This window comes from Chitinophaga silvatica, from assembly GCF_003419895.1.
GTDB lineage: Bacteria > Bacteroidota > Bacteroidia > Chitinophagales > Chitinophagaceae > Chitinophaga > Chitinophaga silvatica.
The window spans coordinates 544174-567232 of record NZ_QPMM01000006.1; the positions used below are offsets into that span (position 1 = coordinate 544174).

The window sequence follows — 23059 nt, forward strand, 5'->3', positions numbered from 1 at the left end:
TAAATCCGGATTTCCTTTTAAAGACTTAGTGAGTCTATTGTTTTTTATATTCCTTTAGCTTCTCTTCTCCCTCCTGATATAAGGATAACTGTATCCGCCGCCGATCTTTATCCTTCAATCTATAATCTATAGAGGTTTGTGATAATAATTTTTTCTCTTCAAAAAATTCCTCCCTTTTATATATGATACTCGCTGGATTAGTTGCCCAATCACTTAACTCCATAGTGGCATAAATCAACTGATTATGTAAGTAGTAATACTTCCGGATCAAATATCCCGACATATTATCTGCCACCTGAAGAAAGTATACATTCCCATTTCGATCTGTGAATGATTTGGTGCTGCTGCCACCAACAATAGAATCGGTGAGAGTTTCAGTAAAAGTTGTAATTACTCCATCTGAAATACCTCGTATATAAAAATCCTTCTCATACTTACTCTTTGATCCGCTATAATGATCATACAAACTATCTATGTGTTTTACATATGCACTAATATTAGGATAACAATTATTATTTAGTTGGCCAATAGCTGGTAAATAAAATAATAACGAACAAATGAAAAAGTATTTCATAAGGTGGGGATTCATCATTTCTATGAATATAAATATTATTTATTTTCTTTTATTATTTTATTGAGAACTTTACTCCCGTGCAAAAAGAACTTAAACGAGTAGTAATATCTACATTTCGTAACTTACATATATGTTCGATCAATTAATAACCCGTTTGCCGCATCTAAAGGAAATTCTTGCCAAGTACGCTGATATTGCTGAGCCAATCACGGTTCCTGCAAGAACGATATTACTGCGTGAAGGAGAAGTTTCCAAACGTTCTTTTTTTATTGAAAAGGGATGTCTAAGGGTTTGGTTTAACAATAACGGAAAAGACGTTACTTGTCAGTTTATGTTCGAAGGACAGGTTGTTTCCTCTGCCGATAGTTTCAAGCGAAATATACCCAGTACCTTCACTATCGAAGCAATCGAACCTTCAATAGTGCATGTACTGCATAAAAGGGATTATGAAGCAATGATGAATGAGCTGAGTCATGATAATACGTTCTTACAGGAGTTGGTGGAAATAATCTTTGACCGGCAGGTTTATTATATGCGTGAATTTGTTTCTTTTATTCGTGATACTCCCCAAGAGCGGTATCTTAACTTATTGCGTGAAAGGCCTCATATTGCTCAACGGGTTCCTCAACACTATATTGCTTCCTACCTTGGAATTACCCCGGTTCACCTCAGCCGGATACGTAATAAAGTAGCCAAAGAAAATTCTTAACAAATGTTATTGCCCACGGAGCTGCTGTAAAGGAACTTTGTCTAAAACAAAAAAGACATGAAAGCAGCCGTAATAAATAATTTCGGAGAAGTACCAGGGTATATCGACTTCCAAAACCCAGAACCAGAAGCAGAACAGATTCTTATAAAAGTAAAAGCAGCTGTGCTTGAAAATTTCGATAAAGGAACAGCTTCTGGTAAACACTATTCCAGCCATCAGCTTTTTCCTTCATTTCCGGCTATTGTTGGCTCAGATGGAGTTGGTGAAACGCCCGATGGTAGACTTGTAATATTTCGGGATATTAAACCCCCATATGGTGCCTATGCCGAACAAGCTATTGCTTCGCAGATCATAGAAGTGCCCGGGAATATTGATGCGGCAAAAGCTACAGCTATTCCATCTGCCGCGCTGACTTCATTATTGCCTCTAAAATATTCTGCTAAACTACAGGCTGGTGAAACAGTGCTTATAAATGGTGCCACCGGAGTTTCAGGCAGAATTGCCGTTCAGATAGCTAAATTATTAGGGGCTGGCCGCATCATAGCTACAGGCAGAAATAAAGAATCCCTTAAAGTAGTTCAACAATTAGGTGCCGACGTTATTATAGATCTTAATCAGGATAAGGATCTACTAACCCAGGCGTTTAAAGAAGCCGCCCCTGATGTTGTTTTGGATTTCATATGGGGTACAGCTGCTGAGCTATTGGTTAAATCCTTTATTCCTACAGAAGCAGGTTTTGCAAAGAAAACTATCCGTTACGTACAAATAGGCACGAAGGCCGGATTGGATATTTCATTACCTGGAACTGCACTTCGTACATCCGGTTTACAATTAATGGGAATTGGACAAATTGCTCCGGAAGCATTAATGACCGAACTAAATTGTATCTGGAATTGGATTCTGGAAGATAAACTATATATGGAGATCGAAGAAGTGCCACTTTCTAAAATAGCAGAAGCCTGGCAACGAGAAGATCTGGCAGGTAAAAGATTAGTAATAGTTCCCTGATATTGTAAAATATACACTTAGTTCCCCAATCCAGAATGTAACTGGATTGGGGATTTTTATTTAAAAAAAATTAAAATCTTTTAATAAAAAGAGCTTTAAAAAACCTGAAAATCATTTAAAAGAATTCTTATTTTCCGCAGACAAAGTAGGGGCAATGTTAAGTCAATGCTATTTTTTAAAAATTGCAATATTCTGATTGCCTTCTCAACTATTTTTGTTCATCCCGTATGATGCAACACATTTCCAATATCCCTTCATTGGATCGCTTAAAAGAGGGCGATTTCAAAGTATTTGAAATGATTTTCAATACTTACTGGGAAGAACTATATTCCTACGCTGCTAAAGTTCTCAACAGCCAGGCCGATGCGCAGGATCTTGTACAGGAGCTGTTTACAAGCCTTTGGGAAAGAAGGGAATCGCTTACTATTCAAACTGAAATCCGATACTACCTCTTCTCTGCAATTAGGAAACTTATTTTACGAAAGTTCAGAGATGAAGGCCTGAAAGAAAAACATCTGGAGAAATTTGTGGAGTATAGTGAATTGAGAAGCACCTTGTCTCATATTAAGATAGAAAGTAAAGATATCCTCAAACATATACACAACGATCTAAAGCAACTCCCCGAAAAAGAACGACAGGTATTTCAAATGTATCATTTCGAAGAACTGAGCATCCGTGAAATCGCTTACCGTAGCGGCACTGCCGAACAAACAGTGCGAAATCAGCTTGGTAATGCCTATAAAAAAGCCCGCCCTTTATTACATCGTTTACTCACCTTATTATAGCAATCTTATCAAGCTATATTACCAGAATGTTAATTACCTCCTTCCAATAGTTAAAAATGTTGTGTTGTGAAACCTATCCTTAAACACACTGAAATTTGGAAGAAAAGAAACACTCTCAACGCTTTGAAGATGCGTCAGAAAATTTCCTGAACGACTGGATCGATCATCTTGCCAATTCAAACCCTTTTCCAGGTGAAATGCCTGCTGGAAAGGAAAAGGAACAACTGAGAAAACAGATGTTGATGGAAATTAAACGTCGTACCGGTTTACCTGTTCATCGCCAATCAAAGTCGATTTTGGGATGGTCAATTGCTGCTACCATTTTAGTGCTTATATCTTTAGGCGGCTTGCAAATTCTTTTACAGAGAAAACCAATTCAGTATGTCAGATTAACTACGGCAACTGGTGAACGAAAATTGATTACGTTACCAGATCACAGCTCTGTATGGTTGGGCCCCGCTTCAAGTATTGAATATGCTGAGAAGTTTGCTGCAAACAGAGAAGTGAAACTAGTATATGGAGAAGCCTTTTTTGATGTCAGTAAAGATGATGATCATCCTTTTAATGTAATGGTAGATAGTTTGAAGGTTGATGTATTAGGAACTTCTTTCAATATACAGGCATTTAAAAAACACGACATAATTACTATTGGTGTAAGTACCGGTAAAGTGAGGGTTGGCACACATTCCAAGGTATTTGGCTATTTAACGGCAAAGGATCAGATACAAATCCTAAAAGATGATTATTCTTTTAATATTCACTCAATGCCTTCTTTGGAAGTAGATGGATTACGTAATAATCGTATCAACTTCGAAGACATGCCATTAACGGATGTACTGTCTATGCTCGAAAGTTATTACCCTATTACCTTTCAGAGTAAAGACACGACAGACATTCGTATCAGTGGCTCTTTCAGCATGAAACTACAACCAAATCAAGTAGTGAAAGTATTACAACAACTTGTTGAAAAGCAAGTCGACATACAAGAGATGCAGCCTGGAATCTATACTGTTCGATTATCTATTAATAAAAATTAACCTGGCCTAAATATGAATTTACATTTCCGCAAAACGGGTACAAAACTACTTTGTACCGGGGGGCTCTATGTCCTTATGTTTCTTGGTGCTACCGGCCATGCCTCGGCACAACAACAGCGCGTAATCGTGCAGGAATTCCACGTTAAGGAAGGCTCTTTATCCGATGCCTTACAGCAACTTCGTAAAGTTGCCGGTATCGATATTGTATATCAGGCTTCCTCTCTCCAACAGGTAAGAGTTCAGCAACTCGACATCGCCAAACAATCGGTGGAAGAAGTGCTCAAACAATTACTGAAAGGAACTGGCTATCAATTCGTGCTCAACGAAGGAGTGATAGTTATTAAGAAGGAAAAAGCTACTGTAAACATTGCCGGTACTGTTACCGAAAAAAGTGCAGGTGCTCCTTTACCAGGCGTAAGTGTACAGGTGAAAGGGACTACTACCGGCACGGTTACCGGAACAAACGGACGTTTCACACTGGCTGCCGATCCGGCAACAGATACATTGTTATTAAGCTTTATGGGCTTTAAAACTGAAAAGGTCGCGTTAAATGGCCGTACCTCTTTCAGTATTTCAATGGAAGGAAATGTTAGTAACCTGAATAGCGTGGTAGTAGTAGGTTATGGCCAAACTACCAAAAGCGATCTGACAGGTTCTATTTCTCACGTTTCCGCTGAAAACTTTAACAGCGGTGTATTTAACTCTCCCGAACAATTACTGCAGGGAAAGGTTCCCGGATTAAATGTCACCCGCAGCGGTGACCCAAATGCTACTCCCGGCATCACTTTAAGGGGCCCTTCTACTTTCAGAGGTGGAGAAGCACAACAACCTTTTTATGTGATTGACGGAGTGCCTGGTGCCTCTATCCAACTGGTTTCTCCGGCCGATATCGTATCGATGGATGTATTGAAAGATGCTGCTTCTACTGCTATTTACGGAGCCCGTGCTGCAAATGGGGTAATCATGATCACTACCCGCCATGCAAAATCAGGTCAAAGCTGGTTAAGTTATAGTGGGTATGGTGCTGTAGAAAATGTTTCAAGACGTATTGAAATGCTCACCGGCGATGAACTGCGTACATTCTTAAAAGATAATGGTAATGTACTGGCGCCAACAGATGAAGATAATGCCAATACCGACTGGCAAAAAGAAGTAACCCGTCAAGGTGTTTCTCATAACCATAATATCTCCTTTGGGGGTGGTAACGGTAAAACTGTATTTGATGGAAGTGTAAACTACCTCAAAAACCAGGGTATCATGAAAGGCTCTGATCTCGAACGCTTAAACGTACGTGCAAATCTCGAACAAACGGCCTTTAATGATCGCCTGAAACTGAATCTGGGTATTAGTAACAGCGTATCTACCCAGAATAGAATTCCAGATCTGGTATTCCAGAATATGCTTACTTATCTGCCTACCAGTAATGTATATAATGCAGATGGAAGTTTTAAGGAAGACTGGACCCGTACCCGTAACTATTTAAATCCTGTATCTCTGATTGTAAATAACAGTGATCTTACGAAAACCAAAACAATGTTGGGTGTAGCCCGTGCAGAACTGAAACTGCTGGAAGGACTAACCTACACTGCAAACTTATCTTTACAGGACGAACAAATAAACAGGGATAGGTATTATGGCCGTAAATCCGGAATAGCACAGGGGTTGAATGGTGTTGCTACCAGAAGTGCATTTACCAATACACGTAAATTACTGGAAACATATTTAAACTATGATAAACGTTTCGGAGAGCATGATTTGAAATTGCTGGCTGGTTACTCTTGGCAGGAAGACCGTAAAGGTGATGGTTTCCAGACTTCTAATCAGAACTTCGTTTCGGATGCAACAAAGGGTGATAATTTAGGTCTTGCCAGTGCACCAGGTGGGGTTGTTCCAAATTTCGGTACAACAAGAATTCAAACTTTACGCTTCATCTCTTTCTATGGTAGAGCTAATTATGCCTTCAGAGAGAAATATCTATTGCAGGCTTCATTACGTCAGGATGGTTCTTCTGCATTTGGAGCAAATAATCGCTGGGCTTTATTCCCTGCTTTCTCCGGTGCCTGGAAGGTAACGAAAGAACCTTTTATGCAAAATGTAAGATGGATAGATGACCTGAAACTCCGCATAGGTTATGGAGCAACTGGTAACTCCCTTGGATTCGATCCATTAATCGCCATCATGCGTTACGACTTGTTTGGTAAGTTTTACTACAACGGACAAATCCTAAGCAGCGTTTCTCCTGTACAAAATGAAAACCCTAACCTGAAATGGGAAAGTACTGCAATGACTAATGTGGGGGTAGATCTGACCGTTCTTCGCGGTAAGCTGAGCTTTACAGTAGATGTTTATAATAAAATGACTTCTGACCTTATTTATCAATATAATATTCCTGCATCTGCAAGCATGGGTAGTGTTGTATCTACGTTGTACGCAAATGTTGGAAAAATGAAAAATCAAGGTATCGAATTACAAGTAAATGCTACTCCTCTTCAGCGTGGTAAATTCACCTGGAGTACCAGCGCCAACCTGGCACATAACAAAAATGAAATAGTTTCTTTGTCTAACAGCATCTTCAAAGTACCATATATCGAAACAGCTGATCTGGGAGGCCGTGGACAAAGTGGTAACTATTCACAGCGATTACTTGAAGGAATGCCTTTAGGAACATTCTATACATTGCAATTTGCCGGAAAAGATAAGAATGGAAGATCACAGTTCTACAAACCAGATGGTACTTTAACCAGTGAATATAATAGCAGCTATCTTGTTCAGACTGGTAATGCCCAACCTAAATTATTATATGGCTGGAGCAACACCTTGACCTATGGCAATATCGACCTGACATTCTTCCTGCGTGGTGTGTATGGAAGCCATATTTTGAATGCTACCCTTGCTAACCTTAATGCACCATATGGTTCTACTGCTACCAACCTGCCTAAGTTCTCATTAAATGAATCTGCAAAAGATGACAGAGCTTATTTCTTAAGTGACAGGTATATAGAGAGTGGTTCTTATTTAAGGCTCGACAATACAACAATTGGATATAATGTACCAATGAAGAATCAGTTTGTGAAAAAGATCCGTCTATACGTTTCTGCCAACAATCTGTTTGTCATCACTAAATATAGGGGTATAGATCCTGAAATTGAGATGGGTGGACTTACACCGGGAATCGATAATAACAATTTTTATCCAAAGACCCGTTCATTCCTCTTAGGATTAAATGCATCTTTCTAACAGCATAATAAGAGATATCAGTATGAAAAAGATTTTATTATATAGCTCATTATATACAGCGATTTTGCTCTCGGCATGTACCAAACTGGATGTAAAAGTCGAGTCTGAATACGTTGATGCAAACTTCCCTACTACAGCAGATGGATTTGTTGCTGCAGCAGGTCCTATTTATTCTCAATTGGCTACCGCTTATGCAGTTGATTACTGGCGGTTGCAGGAATTGTCGACCGATGAAGCCATTATCCCGGCACGTGACGGAAACTATGATGATGGTGGTCAATATAGGTTCTTACATCTACATACCTATACGAAGGATCATCCTACTGTAAGGAGTGTCTGGCAATGGGGATACGGTGGAATTAACGCCTGTAACCGTGTTTATGAAATGTTTGATGCCGCTCAGAATATTGCAGGTAAAGAAACTTCTAAGGCCGAGATCAGAACAATGCGTGCATTGTATTACTATTTTATGATGGATTTGTTTGCCAATATTCCACTCAGTACAAAATTCAAAGGTGCTGAATTACCTAAACAGGCAAGAAGAGCAGAGATCTTTGCATTCATAGAAAAAGAATTGAAGGAAGTAATACCAATGTTAAGTGATAAAACAGGACAGATCACTTATTCCAGGCCTACAAAGTGGCTGGCATTCGCTATACTGCAAAAGATGTATCTGAATGCCCAGGTGTATATTAATAAACCAATGTATACAGAATCTGCTGCAATGGGCGATAGTATTCTTATTGGAAATAAATATAGCCTGACCAGTGATTATGTTTCCATTTTCGCTCCGGATAATGGTCCTCAGATTACTGAAACAATATTTGCGATTCCTTATGATGCCAATTCTATTGAAGGAAATCAATTTTCTCGTTTTGGGCTGCATACCGGATTGCAAGCTAAATATAGCCTGCCATTCCGCCCAAGTATTGCAATGAGCACCATTAAATCTTTTTACGAGAAATTTAATTTGCAGAATGATGTTCGTAACAATACCTGGTTAGCTGGTAAACAGTTTAATTTTGATGGAACACCAATCTACATTACCACTACAAATAAAGGCCTGGACGATACCTATAATGGTCCGGATCCCGGTGCTTCTATCAAATGGCAATTAGAATTTACCCCTGAAATGCCTTTGAAGAAAGTAGAAACAATGGATGTGGGTAACGATGAATTAGGAAAAGCCAGAGGCGTTCGCAGCATTAAATATTATCCCGACAAAAACACCAATCCAAGTACCCGTAATTCCAATAACGACGTACCAGTGTTCCGCCTTGCTGACGTAATACTAATGAAGGCTGAAGCTATTCTACGTGGTGCTACTCCTACAACTGTAAACGGTGAGTTACAAACAGCAGCAGTATTGGTAAGTAAAATTCGTACCCGTGCTAAAGCCGCACCAGTTAGTAGTATTTCATTGGATGAATTATTGGAAGAAAGAGCCCGTGAAATGGCTTGGGAAGCATGGAGAAGAAATGACTTGATTCGTTTTGGAAAATATGAGGATAAATGGGGCTTTAAAACGGATAATGATACACGTAAACAAATCTATCCTATTCCTGCCAACGAAATTACTTTAAATACAAATCTCGTTCAGAATCCTGGATATACTAACTAGTAGTTGGGCATTCTGATAGTTATAAAGAGCCGGTCTATTTTAGACCGGTTTTTTTGTGCTTTTCGTAAAAGTATTTAATGATAACGAATCGTCTTAAGGGATTGACATTAATCATTCATGACTATGACCTCTGAAAGGAATTTCCAAAAGCTAGTAATTCATCATTGAGGATATTTATGTGTTATTTTAGTCTTTTTTAATAAATTATTGGTTCTGAGCATTTGAGTGAAAAGTTTTAATTTCTCAATGTCAGAACGATATATATCTTTTTTAAGCCGCTCCATTTCAGAACTGAAATCGAACACAGCCTCTGTGCCTTTTTGAATAAATTTATGTTTGTCAGGCATACTTAATTGTACTTTATAAAAATCCATTAATATTCCCTTTTTGAATTAAAAGACTAAGAAAGATAACACTTTTTGAACTCGAGATCGTGCTACAGACTAAGTGATATCTATTTTAAGATCAGAAAAATAGCAACTTTTTTTAAGCAGACAATATCTTCTGCTTTAACGATTTACAAGAAAAAATACTTAAATTTATCTAATATGATTTTCTGATCACTGGATTAAAATATCAACCAATGCACTTCGACAAACAATCCTTCATTAATGACTGGCATTCCAGATTTGGAGAAGAGCGGTTTTGTTTTACGGAAGAAACGTTATCTGGCTTTAATTTACCATCGGTAGAATCAGATTTTCTGAAAGAAATGGGATTGCCCAGAGCCATTGCTCCCTTTCTGTTTTTTGCAGGTGATAGAAATGATCAAAATGCCTCCCTCAGAATCGATTATTTACATACTATCCTCCCAACTGTTTCCTATCATGGGAAAAGTATTGTAATTGGTTCCGATGGAGTAGGAAGTTTTGTAGTTTTAGACCCAACAAAAGAGTTTGCGGTGATTTTATTGGAAAATGATGTGGTGTATAAGCCAATTTACATGAACTCTTCACTTTGGCAAATGGCCCGTTGTTTATTAACCTACTGCGATTTTATAAAAACGATTAACAGAGAAAACGGAGACGATGCCTGGATGGATTATTACTGTAATAACGAACAATTAGCCAGTATTAATGAGGCTTTGGCTGCAATAGATCCAACTTGTGTTGAAAAAGGATTCTGGAAGCAGGAATTAGACCTGTTCAGAAATAATATCAATTAACCTCATTTGTCTGCTTTCCCATTTATTGATCTTATATCTGGATGTTTTCTTTAAACAAAACACTAGTTTTGAGGGATGAAGGATTATAAAAAATATTTCAAATTGTCTGCACCTCCGGAAGAAGTATATGCAGCCTTAACTAACCCTGCTACTATTCAATTATGGACAGGAGAAGTGGCTGTTATGTCTACTGAACCGGGGTCTGAATTCTCTCTTTGGGAAGATAGCATTGTGGGCCGGAACCTTGAATTTGAAGAAGGCAAAAAAATTGTACAGGAATGGTATTTTGGAGAAGAAGGGGAGGAGAATCCTTCTATCGTTACCATTAAACTACATCCCAGCCCTAAAGGAACAGATGTAGAACTAAGACATACAAATATTCCGGACGACGCATATGAAGACATCGTTGAAGGCTGGAATGAACAATATTTTGGCGCGTTGACCGATTTTTATTCCTGATAATTTATTTGAATTCCTTTTCTCCTTGTTTTTGATATGGATTCATAATATAGGAGAAAAGGGTTCCATCTTCTTTTAACTCCACCACGCGGAATCCTCTGTAATCAACTCCCCAGCTACCGCCTACATGGCCATCGAACAGGAATGGTATTTTACAGTCGTCTAATTGCTTAACGCTGTCCTGGTCATGATCGTGACCATTGAAAATGGCTTTTATATTCGGATATTTCTTAATCAGTTGCTGGAACTCCTGGCCATCCACTCCATTTTTGGTCCATTTCACCGGGGTGATATGAATGAAGATGAAGATATCTTTTGCATCTTTATATTGTTCCAATTTTTCGGAGAACCATTGAATATCAGGCTGATGATATTTTCCTTCAATATCTGCCGTATCTCCCAACAAGATAACTTTATCATTAATCACAACATCATGATTTAAAGAATGACCCCATGCTTGCTGCCAGGCTTCCGGAGTCACCATATCGTGGTTTCCCCTGGTTGCGTAAACAGCAGGATGTATTTCTTTAAATCTTTGGGAAGCAGGAAGAAGGAATTCTGGTTTATTATGAATGACATCACCATTCAGCACAAAGAATTTGCAAGGGTTTTTGCGATTGAACTGCTGGAAAGCTTTTTTCAGATCTTCAAAATATTGCTCATATGACGTGTTTGGCTCTCCATAATGCCAATCTGACCCAATGGCAAAGCGAAATACGGTTTTCTTGTTTAATTCAAGTGGAGTGATAGCGTTGGCAATTTTTCCACAGGCAGAAATAACGACAGCTGCAGAAACTCCTTTAAAAAATTGGCGTCTGTTCATCATAACGTAAAAATAAATATCCTAAACTAACAATTATTTCAGGACCAGTAGCTTAACCAAAAGATAAAATCTAATATATCCGCTTATTTATTCAAAACTTTCAATCCATTCAGAAAGAATTGTAATTGTTTTGTTAATTGTGTTCCAAAAGCGCAATTATTCTCCCTGCTTATATGTTTTGATTGTAACTTTGCACCTCGAATAAAATTGGGGATATGTTTATACGAAAGAGTACGGCTGGAACGGGTCCGGATGTGGTCTTAATCGGCGCTGGAATCATGAGCGCGACGCTGGGAATGCTCCTGAAAGAGCTAGAGCCTGGTTTAACAATTGCAGTCTATGAACGCCTGGATGTTGCGGCTGCTGAAAGTTCTGATGCCTGGAATAATGCGGGTACCGGTCACTCTGCTTTTTGTGAATTGAACTATACACCAGAAAAGCAGGATGGGTCTATCGATATCAAAAAGGCCGTAAATATTGCTGAGCAGTTTGAAGTGTCTCGACAATTTTGGTCTTACTTAGTAGAAAACAATATCATCTCCAACCCACATAATTTTATTCAGTCCATTCCTCATATGAGCTTTGTTTGGGGTGAAGAGAATGTGGATTATTTAAAGAAGCGATTCAACGCTTTAAAACAATGTCACCTCTTCGGAACAATGAAGTATTCCGAAGATCACGAACAACTGAAAGAATGGATGCCGTTAGTAATGAATGGGCGCGATCCTAAGCAGAAAGTTGCTGCTACCCGTATGGAATTGGGTACAGACGTAAACTTTGGTGCATTAACCCGTGCTCTATTCAATCATCTTCAGAAAATGGATGGCGTAAGTATGTATTTCAATTACGACGTTCGCGACCTGAATAAACAGGAAGATGGCACCTGGAAAATAAAAGTAAAGAACCGCGAAACCCGCGAAAAAACTACGTTAACTACTAACTTCGTTTTCATCGGCGCCGGTGGTGGTTCCCTGCCTCTGCTCGAAAAGTCTGATATCCCTGAAGGTAAAGGCTTTGGAGGCTTCCCGGTAAGTGGTCAGTGGCTGCGTTGTACCAACCCTGAAATCATCGAACAACATCGTGCTAAAGTATACGGAAAGGCTTCTGTGGGCGCTCCCCCAATGTCTGTTCCCCATCTCGATACCCGCATGATCGACGGCCAAAAAGCCCTGCTTTTCGGCCCTTATGCCGGCTTCTCAACTAAATTCCTGAAAAACGGATCTTTCCTCGATCTTCCTTTATCCATTAAGGCAAATAATATTTACCCAATGGTATCTGCAGGTCTGGATAATATACCGTTAACTAAATATCTGATTGCACAGGTCAGACAAAAACCTGAAGATCGCCTCGATGCTTTACGTGAATACTTCCCTGAAGCTAAAATGGAAGATTGGCAGTTGGAAATTGCTGGTCAACGTGTGCAGGTAATCAAGAAAGACCCCGAACATGGTGGTATCCTCGAATTCGGTACAGAAGTAGTAAGTGCAGCTGATGGTTCTATCGCTGCCCTGTTAGGTGCTTCTCCTGGCGCTTCTACCGCCGTTTCAATTATGCTCAATTTATTGAAACGTTGCTTTAATGAACAGGTAGAAACTGCCGAATGGCAAGAGAAATTAAGAAAAATGATTCCTTCCTATGGTCAATCTTTGCTCAATAATCCGGCAAAGGTAGATGAGCTTCGTACATGGACTACCCAGGTACTTGAACTGGGAGAAATGGAACACGCATAATCTTATTTTATATTTTATTCGATAAAAAGCTGACCAGATGCCTGGTCAGCTTTTTTATTGTCTTGTAAATATGGCGGTTCTGCCAAACATTGGCGTTCCAACATATCCTCTTACTTCCAGTTTATCACCTTTCAGGGTCATGTTACTCGTATAGGTCTTACCACTCTTAGGATCATATACTGTTCCATCTACCCATTTTCCATTTTCATATTTAAAATCATTAAGTATCATAATATTCAGCAGTGGACGGCTTCTTAAACTGCTATTCTTATTTTTACTGTCTTTGCGTGGTGTTTTCCCATCATCTTCAAACTGATTTTGTATCCATACCAGTTTACCATAATATTTACCTCCGGATTCATATATATCTATTTTTCCATCCTTTTCAGGATTAAACCATATACCATTAATTGCATTTGCCTGTGAGAACCCTACCATACTAATCAGGGCGAATCCTAGCATTAAGACTAAACTTTTCATATTAAAATTTTTTATAGAAAACTGTAAAAGCTTATAACATTGTACAATTTCAATTGTTTATCATGCTGATCAGTGTAGATCAATTTACATAAATCGTGTGGTATGACAATTAAGAAAATTCTATTACTAAGTATCGTATTACTCTCAATTGGCATCTCTGTATTTGCTTTTCGTAAATACAAAACACCTGCAGAAATGAAATGTGCTAAGGCTGTAACTTATAGTGAAATGGCCTACGTACAGTTTAAAAAGGCTTATAGGGCGAATTCGGAGGAAGTAGCTCAGCGATTAATAAAAAAGGGATTGGATCAGATTAAGGAAGCTTCTGTTTATGCGGTACAATGTGAATGTACAACCAGCGAAACATATGCATTAACTGCATATACGATTGCCAGGAAAGCCAGTGAAGCAGCTACTATGGATGAATTAAAACCTCAAATTAAAAAGGCAATGGACCTTTCGATGGATGCTATGCATGCTGCACAGAAATGTAATAAGTAACAACAATTATTGTTGCCTGAATTCTGTTGGTGTAGATCCCGTTTGTGATTTGAAGAATTTAGAGAAATAAGCATGATCATAAAACCCCAATTCAAAAGCTATTTCCTTTACAGAAAGCTCTGATACCTGCAACAGTCGCTTTGCTTCCAATATTGCTCTGTTCTGAATAAGATAAGTAGCAGAAACATGTAGGTTTTTTCTACATAGGATATTCAGGTAATTAGGGGTTATATTTAGCTGTTTTGCATAAAATGATACTGCATGTTCTTCTTTGAAATGCTGATCAATTAATGAAATGAATTTATTTAGAAATGGGTTAGTATGATAAGTATTAAGATGGGTGAATTTTTTTTCGGCAGCTTTACTCACAATTAATGCAATCACTTCATTCCGTGCTCTAATCAACTCCCATACTATATTTTTCTGTTCTGCCTCCTTTCTGATCGCAAGTGTCTCGTATAGTAATTGCGAAAAAAATGCTTTCCCTGGGTTGATAACCGGGTTATTGGCATATTGATTTAATGAAAATCTGAAAGCAGATGAAAAGCTCTCAAAGAGCGATCGGCTGATCATTAATTGATGTGCATGGGTTTTTGCTCCAAACCTCCATTTATGCACCTGCCCTGGAAATACAAGATGTACCTGTTGTGCTCCTATCTTATATTCAATAAAATCAATGGTATGGGTACCACTTCCCGTTTCAAAAAGCAGGAATATGAAGAAATCGTGTTTATGTGCCTTAGCAATTTCCCTGGCACCTTTTAATTCATGGTATTGAATACCATGATCTGCGGTCCACGGTTCTGCAAATTCCTGCATCCCTAATATGGGAATGTGATCATTGTTTTGATTACGGTGCATTAATAAACGATATTACCGTGATGAATCAACGATTTCACTTTTGAAATTCTGGATACTGCTTCTGCTGAGCAACTTGCATCTATCAGCACCATATCCGCTATATCACCAACTTTAGGCCATTGTTGCTGGCCCTGATCATTTAAAGGTAAAATATTGCGTGTAGCTAATCTCAGAATTCTCGACAATTCAAATTCAGTTTCATAACCATATAACTGTGCTGCCAGATTAGCTTTCTGCAACATACTCCCCGATCCGAAAGTGCTCCAGTGGTCCTGTACATTATCATTACCTATTAATACATCCACTCCATTTGCTAATAATACGGGAATAGGCATAATTGTTCCGGTAAAGGGAATACTGGAAACAATACCTACTTTAGCTTCCGCCAGTCGCCTGGCTATCGAAACGGTAGATTTATGATCGAGATGGCCCAATGCAAAACTATGGCTTACGAAGGTTTTACCTTGTAGTACCGGGTTTTCATTTGCTTTGGCTATCAGGTATTCGATTGTTTTGATCCCCGATTCTCCACCTTCATGTAAATGTATATCAATTCCCTTGTTATGATCTAATGCCAGTTGCACAATGAAGTCCATCGGGCGCTCTATACTGCCATCTATAGAAAATGGATCTAACCCCCCGATGAAATCTATATCCAGTTTTGCGGCTTCCTTCATTAGGTCTGCACTTTTCGTGTAGTAAATACCGTGCTGAGGAAAGGCTACTAATTCGGCGTCATATGACTTTTTTTTATTGGCTAATGCTTTCTCAAGATGCTGTAAGGATGTTAATCCGGATGTCGGATCTACATTGAAATGTGTTCTTGCACCTGCAGTACCGTACGACTGGGTTAGTTCAATTAGCTTCTCCGCCCGTTCTGTAGAGGTTTTTAAGAGTTCCGGAATGATTTGTTGTTCATAGGCAATCATGTCCTTCACAGTTCTCCTGTTGGCCGATTTTGCCTGCCAGGGTAAGCCGTAAAGTGTTTTGTCTATATGAATGTGCATATCTCTGAATGCTGGCAGCATCAGAAGATTACGTCCATCGATTGCGTCGGCAGATGGATTGTTAGGTTTTATGGAATGAATTTTCCCATCTGCTATTTCTATGCAAAACAAGGCAGTTTGAGTACCAATTACTTCATTGTTCTGGTAGTCGAATCCGGTTTCAAGTCTTATATTTTTAAGTATGAAATGATTGTTCATTTTTAGATTGATTTTTACGATTTCTAATACACCACATTACCATTATGAATCAACGATTTCACAGGAGAGATTCTTGACACAGCTTCTGCTGAGCAGCTTGCATCTACCAGCACCAGGTTGGCCTGGTCACCCGGCTTAGGCCATTGCTGGTTTCCTTTATCATCTAATGGAACTATACTGTGAGTAGCGAGCTTCAAGCTTCTCGAAAGCCCGAATTCTGTAGAGTAGCCGTATAATTGTGCCATAAGTTTTGCTTTCTCAAGTACGCTGCCGGAGCCCCATGTATTCCAGTGGTCGATGATGCTGTCGTTGCCGGTAGCCACATCCACATTGTATTTCAGGAGCGTAGGAATTGGCATAATTAAACCACCAAATGGGATGGTAGATACTATCCCTATTTGTGCATTGCCTAGTTTTTCTGCTATTTCTTCCTGCTTAGACTTCTCCAGCTTCCCTAACACGAAGCAATGGCTAAGAAAGGTTTTGCCTTTCAGTGCCGGATTTTCATTCACCTTGCTGATAAGGTATTCTACGGTTTTTAATCCGGATTCTCCACTTTCGTGCAGGTGTATATCTATTCCTTTATTATGATCCAGGGCTAGCTGAACTGTAAAATCAATAGGCTTCTCCACGCTGCCATCTATCGAATAGGGATCGAGACCTCCAATGAAATCTATACCCATTTTGGCCGCTTCTTTCATGTAGGGTACTGAGTCTGTATAGTAAAGCCCGTGTTGTGGAAATGCAACTAATTCTGCTCCGAATCCGTTCTTTTTATTTTCGAGCGCTACTTGCAGATGTTTTAATGAATCGAGTTTGGAGGTGGGCTCTATATTGACATGGCTTCTTGCAAACCCGGAACCTTTTGATTGTAATAGCTCAATTAATTTTTCGGCATGTTGAGTTGATGTTTTCAACATCTCCGGCAAGATTTCCTGTTCCAATGCAATCATTCCTTTTACACCACCCTGTCTTTTCTTCACAGCCTGCCATTTCCCTCCATAAAAGGTTTTATCGAGGTGAATGTGCATATCTTTAAATGAAGGAAGCATTAATAACCCTTTGGCATCTATTGCATTGGCACTTGTATTATTGGGAAGGATGTTTTTTATTTTTCCATCCTCTATTTCTATTGTAAATAATGCTGTTTTAGTTCCTGTTATTTCGTCGCCTTCATAGATGAACCCAGTTTCAAGACGCACGTTCCCGAGCTTATAACTCCTGTTACCTTTAGTATCTAAATTAACAAATGGACTGGCCATGGCTATGCTTCTGCTTGCTGTTATCCCGGCAAATGCCATGGCAGAGGTTTTAAGAAAGTCTTTTCTGGATAAATTGTTCTTGCTCATAATGCGAAAGTCTAGATCTACAAATATATTCTGCGAGTATTTATTCCAGCTGTAGGATTTATTACAGTGCTTGTAATATTTATAACTGGTAGGAAGTATGGTCAGCCGATCTGCCTATCTATCCTTAATGGCATTGTGTAGAAAAACTGAAATATGTTTAGAAGAAGCAATGTCGGTTTTTACCGGCAAAAAGGAATAAGGATGAATACAAAATCAAGCTTTTACCGGTAATAAAGAACCGTTTACCGACTTTGAGATTAAACTAACCGATAGCGGATTGTAAGCAGGGAACTACTGGCCTAGCTTTGAGGTATGAAAACAACTAAAACTATTCTGATATCAGGTGCCAGTATTGCCGGTCCTGCACTTGCCTTCTGGTTGCACAAATATGGGTATGATGTTACAATTATAGAACAGGCGCCCACTATTCGTCCTGGCGGTTATGCGGTTGATTTTCGGGGAGTAGCTATGACGGTATTACAACAGATGAATCTTCTTGATGAGATTCGGAAATGTGAAACCCGCACAGGCAAAATTAATGTTGTTGATAAAGATGATAATAAGGTGGGAAGCTTTCCTGATGCTTTTACCAGTGGTGAGTTAGAGATTATGAGGGGAGATTTGGCGAACATATTATATGAAGCTACCAGACAAAATGTGAATTATATTTTCGATGATACCATTACCGCTATTACAGAACATGCCAACGGTGTAATGGTAGCATTCAAAGAGAATAGGCCCAGAGATTTCGATCTGGTGATAGGTGCGGATGGATTACACTCCAAAGTGCGGTCACTTTCTTTTGGTGAAGAAAACTCTTTTAATACTCACCTGGGTTTGTATGTTGCAATTTTTACTACTCCAAATTTTCTAAACCTGAATATGGATGGTGTATATTATAGCTCATTAGGGAAACGTGTAGGTGTGTTTGGTGCCAACGCTGGAGCAGAAGCAAGAGCATCCTTGTATTTTGCAGATAAACCTATGCACTATAATCATAGAGATGTTGAGCAACAAAAACAGATTGTTAGAGAAAAGTTTGCAGGCGAAGAGTGGAAAGTACCTGCTTTACTTGAAATGATGGAGGAGGCAACAGATTTTTATTTTGATTCTATTAGCCAGATAAAAATGAAGCGTTGGTCTAATGGCCGTGTTGCATTATTAGGAGACGCTGCATATTGCGCTTCTCCGATGTCGGGGATGGGAACCAGCATGGCTATAATTGGTGCTTATATCCTGGCAGGAGAGCTTCATGAAGCCAATGGTAATTATCAACAGGCCTATACTAATTATGAAGCTCAAATGAGGGCCTTTACAGAACGTTGCCAGAAGATGGCAGAAGGTGCCCATTGGTTTGTGCCTACTACCAAATTCAAATATTGGATGAGCCAACAGATCTGGAAAATATTGCCGTATACTCCATGGAAAAATATGATGATAGAGATGCCTACAAGGATCGCTAACTCTATTACTTTAAAACAATACGCCTGAAGATTTTAAATCCAAGGGTTCTATATAAATACATATCAGGTAAATGCAAATTGAAATTTATGGCAGGAAGGAATTAAAGATGAATATAACTAAATGAATGGATAGAGACACAATGCAGCGAGTGGAATTAACTATCATCTGCCAATGAATTAAATGAGTTAAAAGGGCCAATCACTTGGTGGTTGGCCCTTTCTATACGTATTAACCGGCTAATCCGCCTAACATACTGTAGGATATAATTCCAAGTACAATCAATGTAAGGCATACATATAAATAATCTTTTTCTAACAGGAAGGCGATAACGCTAAATGCTATACGAAAAATTGGTGTGGCTATTAATAGCACAACTCCCAATTGAATAATGTTCATTCCTTTATTTTCTAATACGCCTTGCCAGATGCCTGTAAGATGGTTGAGCCCTTCTCTGACACCCGTAAATGTTGAATAATTGGGTTGTTCATGACCATGACGTATGAGGTATATTACTCCACCAATAAATACTATAATGCTGGAAAGAACTACACCTATCCTGAGCTGTTTGCCGATGATCTGCTGAATATCTTTGTCTTTCAGGTATTTGGAAAATAATTGTTTCATGCTATCATAATTTATGAGTAATACCATTGTAGATCATCTGTATTGCTAAAAAGCTGATCACAAGACTAAAAACAATACGTAACCACTTTACATTTGCCCGGGTTAGAATTTTGGAGCCGGCAAAAGCACCTGCCAATACTCCTAATACTACCGGCATACATAAGCCCGGAGAAACATAGCCTCTTTGCAGGTAAACCACTGCACTGGCAGCTGCTGTTACACCAATCATAAAGTTACTGGTGGTAGTAGATACCTTAAATGGAATACGCATAATATTATCCATTGCCAGTACTTTTAATGCTCCCGAACCAATTCCGAGCAACCCCGACATAACACCGGCAAATAACATCATGAAATAACCGCCAACCACGTGATGAACTTTGTAGTTGACAATTCCTGTTGGTGTAGGATAACTGCTATTGAGCCTTAAGCGTTCTGCTAATTTGCTGTTACCGGATTCGGTAGAATGATCCTGCTTTTTTTTGAATGAGGTAAGTGCTGAAAAAATAAGGACACACCCAAAAATTATAGCCACTATATGCGTGGGCATAAACACAGCTAATAAAGCTCCTGCTACCGCCCCCGTAGTAGTTGCAATTTCCAGAAACATCCCCAGTCTGATATTGGTGATTCCTTCCTTAACGTAGGCCGAGGCAGACCCCGATGATGTTGCAATAGAAGCAATGAGAGCTGTTCCAATTGCATAACGGATGTCGGCATGAAAAATTAGTGTCAGTAGGGGAATAATGACTACGCCACCTCCCAGGCCTGTTAATGACCCCAGTAACCCGGCCAGAAAAGCGCCGAGAAGAAGAATGAGGGTAAATGATAAAATGGTCATAAGATTGTTTGGTCGGTTTATAATCAACAGTTCTTAGGAATTACAGTTATCTGCTGATATGGCAAAAGTAACATGATTTCCGCAATCGGGGTTTGATATGTACCTTGCAGTCAAAATACCGTAAACTGATTATGATTAAGGTTGGTGCATACAATGTGTTGAGAGTAAAGAAAGAGGCAGATTTTGGAGTTTATCTCGAAGGTGTAGACCAGGAGATCCTTCTTCCTGCCAGATTTGTGCCTAAAGGCACTAAAATTGGCGATGAGCTTGAAGTTTTCCTGTACCACGATTCGGAAAACAGGCTGATTGCTACTACTCAACGCCCCTACGGCATTGCCGGAGATGTTGTATTGCTGAAAGCCGTTAGCGTAACCAAACAGGGCGCATTTCTCGACTGGGGCCTAATGAAAGACTTATTCGTGGCTTCCAGTCAACAGCTGACTAAAATGGTTCCGGGCCAGGAATATCTGGTTAGAATTTATATTGATGATTTGACCGGCCGTTTGGCTGCTACCGAGAAAATAGATCCTTTCCTGAGTAATGAAGACCTTACTGTAAACGAAAAAGACATGGTAGATCTGATCGTTTACAGAAGAACAGATATTGGCTACCTCGTAATCATCAATAGTAAACATACTGGTATCGTTCACCATAACGAAGTATTCAGAACATTGGAAACCGGAGATAAACTGAAAGGATTTATCCGTCGTATTACGGGCGATAAAATTGATGTAGTAATCGGAAAACCCGGATTCGAGAAGGTTGATGATTCTACCGATACAATTCTTCGATTATTACATGAGCATAATGGTTATTTACCATATAACGATAAATCGTCACCGGAAGAAATTCAGGAATTTTTCCAGATGTCAAAGAAGACCTTTAAAATGACAATCGGAAATCTTTATAAACAAAGGAAGATAGAGTTTACTCAAACAGGTATTAAAGCTGTTGAATAAGCCAGAAAGCATAAAAAAATGAGGGTATATCATACTTGATATACCCTCATTTTTTTTACGTACATTCGAAACCTGTTAACCCAGCCATATGATTGTAAAAACCTTCGGCAGCGCCATACACGGCGTAAATGCTCTCACTATTACTATAGAAGTTAATGTTTCAACTAGAGGGAATAAACTCTTTATGGTAGGTCTTCCGGACAACGCTGTAAAAGAGAGTGAAAGACGGATAGAATCTGCTATTAGTTACCTGGGGTTAAGAATGCCCAGAACACGCACTGTAGTAAATATGGCGCCGGCAGATATACGAAAAGCAGGTGCAGCCTACGATTTACCTATAGCTATCTGTATTCTGGCTGCTGCCGGCTATATTCCTCACAACGAACTTAGCTCCTGCCTGATCATGGGCGAATTATCGCTCGATGGCACTGTACTACCGCTTAAAGGAGTTCTATCCATGACTTTACAGGGGGTAGCTGAAGGCTTCAGTGCTTTTATCCTTCCTCTTTCCAACGCCCCTGAAGCCTCGCTGGTAAATCAGCTCCCAATTTTGGGCGTTCAGAGTTTAAAGGAGGCAATTCAACATTTTCAAAAAACAACAAGAATTCAACCTTATCATTCTCCCTCTCAATTTAATTCCACTTCGGCGATAAAAGAGCAGCTGGATTTCCTGGATGTAAAAGGCCAGTCTGCCACTAAAAGAGCATTGGAGATTGCCGCTGCCGGAGGACATAATGCCATATTAATAGGCCCTCCCGGAGCCGGAAAAACCATGCTGGCAAGGCGTTTGCCTACCATATTGCCTCCACTTACCCTGCAGGAAACGTTGGAAACAACTAAGATCCATTCTGTAGCCGGTAAGCTTCAAAGTACGTCTGCACTGATCTCACAACGCCCTTTTCGGAGTCCACATCACTCCATTAGCGATACTGCTCTGGTGGGTGGTGGTGGAATTCCTCAACCAGGCGAAATTTCGCTGGCACATAACGGTGTTTTATTCCTCGACGAATTACCTGAATTTAAAAGAAAGGCATTGGAGGTACTAAGGCAACCCCTGGAAGAAAGACGGGTAACGATTTCAAGGGCCAGAATGGCTATAGATTTTCCTGCCAGTTTTATGTTACTGGCCTCTATGAATCCTTGTCCTTGTGGTTATTTTGGCCATCCTGTGAGGTCATGTACCTGTCCGCCTGGTCAGGTGCAGAAGTATATCAACCGTATATCCGGCCCCCTGCTCGATAGAATTGATCTGCACGTGGAAGTAACGCCGGTAACATTTTCAGAGCTGAGCAGTCGTCAGTTATCCGATTCCAGCGAGGTAATACGAAAACGGGTGATGGCTGCCCGCGAAATACAGGCCAATAGATATAGCAGATATGAAGGTATTTACTGTAATGCGCAATTGCCTGTGCAGTTCCTGAAGGAAATGAATCAATTCGATGCTCAGTGTTTATCCATGCTCAGTAAGGCAATGGAAAGGCTACAGCTTTCTGCACGAGCTTATGACCGGATTTTAAAAGTTAGCAGAACTATTGCCGATCTGGAAGGCAACGAAACTGTACTAGCCTCGCATATGGCGGAAGCTATTCAGTACCGCAGCCTCGACAGAGATATCTGGAAGCGATAA

Annotated in this window: 21 protein-coding genes; 13 read left to right on the plus strand and 8 right to left on the minus strand. The window is 39.6% G+C overall.

The features are described 5' to 3' along the window. Positions 1–34 precede the first annotated feature (34 nt). A complete protein-coding gene (locus DVR12_RS13415; RefSeq protein ID WP_147323456.1) occupies positions 35–574 on the minus strand; it encodes a hypothetical protein in 540 nt (179 codons plus the stop codon). Between the two features lie 130 nt (positions 575–704). Between DVR12_RS13415 and DVR12_RS13420 the strand changes: the two genes are divergently transcribed. The 8 genes from DVR12_RS13420 (at position 705) to DVR12_RS13460 (ending at position 10595) form a co-directional block, all read left to right on the plus strand. After that, on the plus strand, positions 705–1283 hold the full coding sequence (locus tag DVR12_RS13420) for a Crp/Fnr family transcriptional regulator (protein WP_116976178.1): 579 nt from the start codon (positions 705–707) through the stop codon (positions 1281–1283). A gap of 57 nt (positions 1284–1340) precedes the next feature. Then, positions 1341–2291: a quinone oxidoreductase family protein gene (locus DVR12_RS13425; RefSeq protein WP_116976179.1), complete on the plus strand. Its 951-nt coding sequence runs from the start codon at positions 1341–1343 to the stop codon at positions 2289–2291. Between the two features lie 227 nt (positions 2292–2518). Next, the gene (locus DVR12_RS13430; protein ID WP_116976180.1) at positions 2519–3076 is read left to right on the plus strand and encodes an RNA polymerase sigma-70 factor; all 558 of its coding nucleotides are present in this window, start codon (positions 2519–2521) and stop codon (positions 3074–3076) included. Between the two features lie 95 nt (positions 3077–3171). Then, the gene (locus DVR12_RS13435) at positions 3172–4113 is read left to right on the plus strand and encodes a FecR family protein (RefSeq protein ID WP_116976181.1); all 942 of its coding nucleotides are present in this window, start codon (positions 3172–3174) and stop codon (positions 4111–4113) included. 12 nt (positions 4114–4125) lie between these two features. After that, the gene (locus DVR12_RS13440) at positions 4126–7350 is read left to right on the plus strand and encodes a SusC/RagA family TonB-linked outer membrane protein (RefSeq protein WP_116976182.1); all 3225 of its coding nucleotides are present in this window, start codon (positions 4126–4128) and stop codon (positions 7348–7350) included. A gap of 22 nt (positions 7351–7372) precedes the next feature. Further along, positions 7373–8971 carry a RagB/SusD family nutrient uptake outer membrane protein gene (locus DVR12_RS13445; protein WP_116976234.1) on the plus strand — a complete coding sequence of 533 codons (1599 nt, stop codon included), beginning with the start codon at positions 7373–7375 and terminating at the stop codon, positions 8969–8971. A 583-nt stretch (positions 8972–9554) separates the two neighbouring features. Beyond that, positions 9555–10136, plus strand: coding sequence for an SUKH-4 family immunity protein (locus DVR12_RS13455; RefSeq protein WP_116976184.1), 582 nt, complete (start codon positions 9555–9557; stop codon positions 10134–10136). A gap of 75 nt (positions 10137–10211) precedes the next feature. Next, the gene (locus DVR12_RS13460) at positions 10212–10595 is read left to right on the plus strand and encodes an SRPBCC domain-containing protein (protein ID WP_116976185.1); all 384 of its coding nucleotides are present in this window, start codon (positions 10212–10214) and stop codon (positions 10593–10595) included. A gap of 4 nt (positions 10596–10599) precedes the next feature. Here DVR12_RS13460 and DVR12_RS13465 read toward each other — a convergent pair whose 3' ends face one another. Continuing rightward, entirely contained in the window at positions 10600–11421 is an 822-nt protein-coding gene (locus tag DVR12_RS13465; protein ID WP_116976186.1) for a metallophosphoesterase family protein, read from the minus strand. Positions 11422–11633: 212 nt separating this feature from the next. On the opposite strand from DVR12_RS13465, the gene DVR12_RS13470 reads away from it, so the two are divergent. Continuing rightward, entirely contained in the window at positions 11634–13148 is a 1515-nt protein-coding gene (locus DVR12_RS13470; protein ID WP_116976187.1) for a malate:quinone oxidoreductase, read from the plus strand. A 54-nt stretch (positions 13149–13202) separates the two neighbouring features. Here DVR12_RS13470 and DVR12_RS13475 read toward each other — a convergent pair whose 3' ends face one another. Next, positions 13203–13628, minus strand: coding sequence for a DUF2147 domain-containing protein (locus DVR12_RS13475; protein WP_116976188.1), 426 nt, complete (start codon positions 13626–13628; stop codon positions 13203–13205). 102 nt (positions 13629–13730) lie between these two features. On the opposite strand from DVR12_RS13475, the gene DVR12_RS13480 reads away from it, so the two are divergent. Continuing rightward, positions 13731–14129 carry a hypothetical protein gene (locus DVR12_RS13480; RefSeq protein WP_116976189.1) on the plus strand — a complete coding sequence of 133 codons (399 nt, stop codon included), beginning with the start codon at positions 13731–13733 and terminating at the stop codon, positions 14127–14129. A gap of 6 nt (positions 14130–14135) precedes the next feature. On the opposite strand, the gene DVR12_RS13485 is transcribed toward DVR12_RS13480, so the two are convergent. Genes DVR12_RS13485 through DVR12_RS13495 form a run of 3 tightly spaced genes read right to left on the minus strand, consistent with a single transcriptional unit; the run spans position 14136 to position 17544 of the window. Then, on the minus strand, positions 14136–14990 hold the full coding sequence (locus DVR12_RS13485; protein ID WP_116976190.1) for an AraC family transcriptional regulator: 855 nt from the start codon (positions 14988–14990) through the stop codon (positions 14136–14138). Beyond that, positions 14990–16195, minus strand: a complete 1206-nt coding sequence (locus tag DVR12_RS13490; protein ID WP_116976191.1) for an amidohydrolase — start codon at positions 16193–16195, stop codon at positions 14990–14992. Before DVR12_RS13490 ends, DVR12_RS13485 begins: the two co-directional genes overlap by 1 nt. A gap of 23 nt (positions 16196–16218) precedes the next feature. Then, a complete protein-coding gene (locus DVR12_RS13495; protein ID WP_116976192.1) occupies positions 16219–17544 on the minus strand; it encodes an amidohydrolase family protein in 1326 nt (441 codons plus the stop codon). Between the two features lie 312 nt (positions 17545–17856). On the opposite strand from DVR12_RS13495, the gene DVR12_RS13500 reads away from it, so the two are divergent. Continuing rightward, on the plus strand, positions 17857–19035 hold the full coding sequence (locus tag DVR12_RS13500) for an FAD-dependent monooxygenase (RefSeq protein WP_116976193.1): 1179 nt from the start codon (positions 17857–17859) through the stop codon (positions 19033–19035). A 201-nt stretch (positions 19036–19236) separates the two neighbouring features. Here the strand turns inward: DVR12_RS13500 and DVR12_RS13505 are convergent, their stop codons facing one another. Both DVR12_RS13505 and DVR12_RS13510 read right to left on the minus strand, forming a co-directional pair. Continuing rightward, a complete protein-coding gene (locus DVR12_RS13505) occupies positions 19237–19632 on the minus strand; it encodes a DUF1634 domain-containing protein (protein ID WP_116976235.1) in 396 nt (131 codons plus the stop codon). 4 nt (positions 19633–19636) lie between these two features. Continuing rightward, a complete protein-coding gene (locus tag DVR12_RS13510) occupies positions 19637–20473 on the minus strand; it encodes a sulfite exporter TauE/SafE family protein (protein ID WP_116976194.1) in 837 nt (278 codons plus the stop codon). 131 nt (positions 20474–20604) lie between these two features. On the opposite strand from DVR12_RS13510, the gene DVR12_RS13515 reads away from it, so the two are divergent. Together DVR12_RS13515 and DVR12_RS13520 are read left to right on the plus strand one after the other, a co-directional pair. Then, on the plus strand, positions 20605–21432 hold the full coding sequence (locus DVR12_RS13515) for a CvfB family protein (RefSeq protein WP_116976195.1): 828 nt from the start codon (positions 20605–20607) through the stop codon (positions 21430–21432). An 88-nt stretch (positions 21433–21520) separates the two neighbouring features. Further along, positions 21521–23059 (plus strand): YifB family Mg chelatase-like AAA ATPase, encoded by a 1539-nt coding sequence (locus DVR12_RS13520; RefSeq protein WP_116976196.1) that lies wholly within the window; start codon positions 21521–21523, stop codon positions 23057–23059.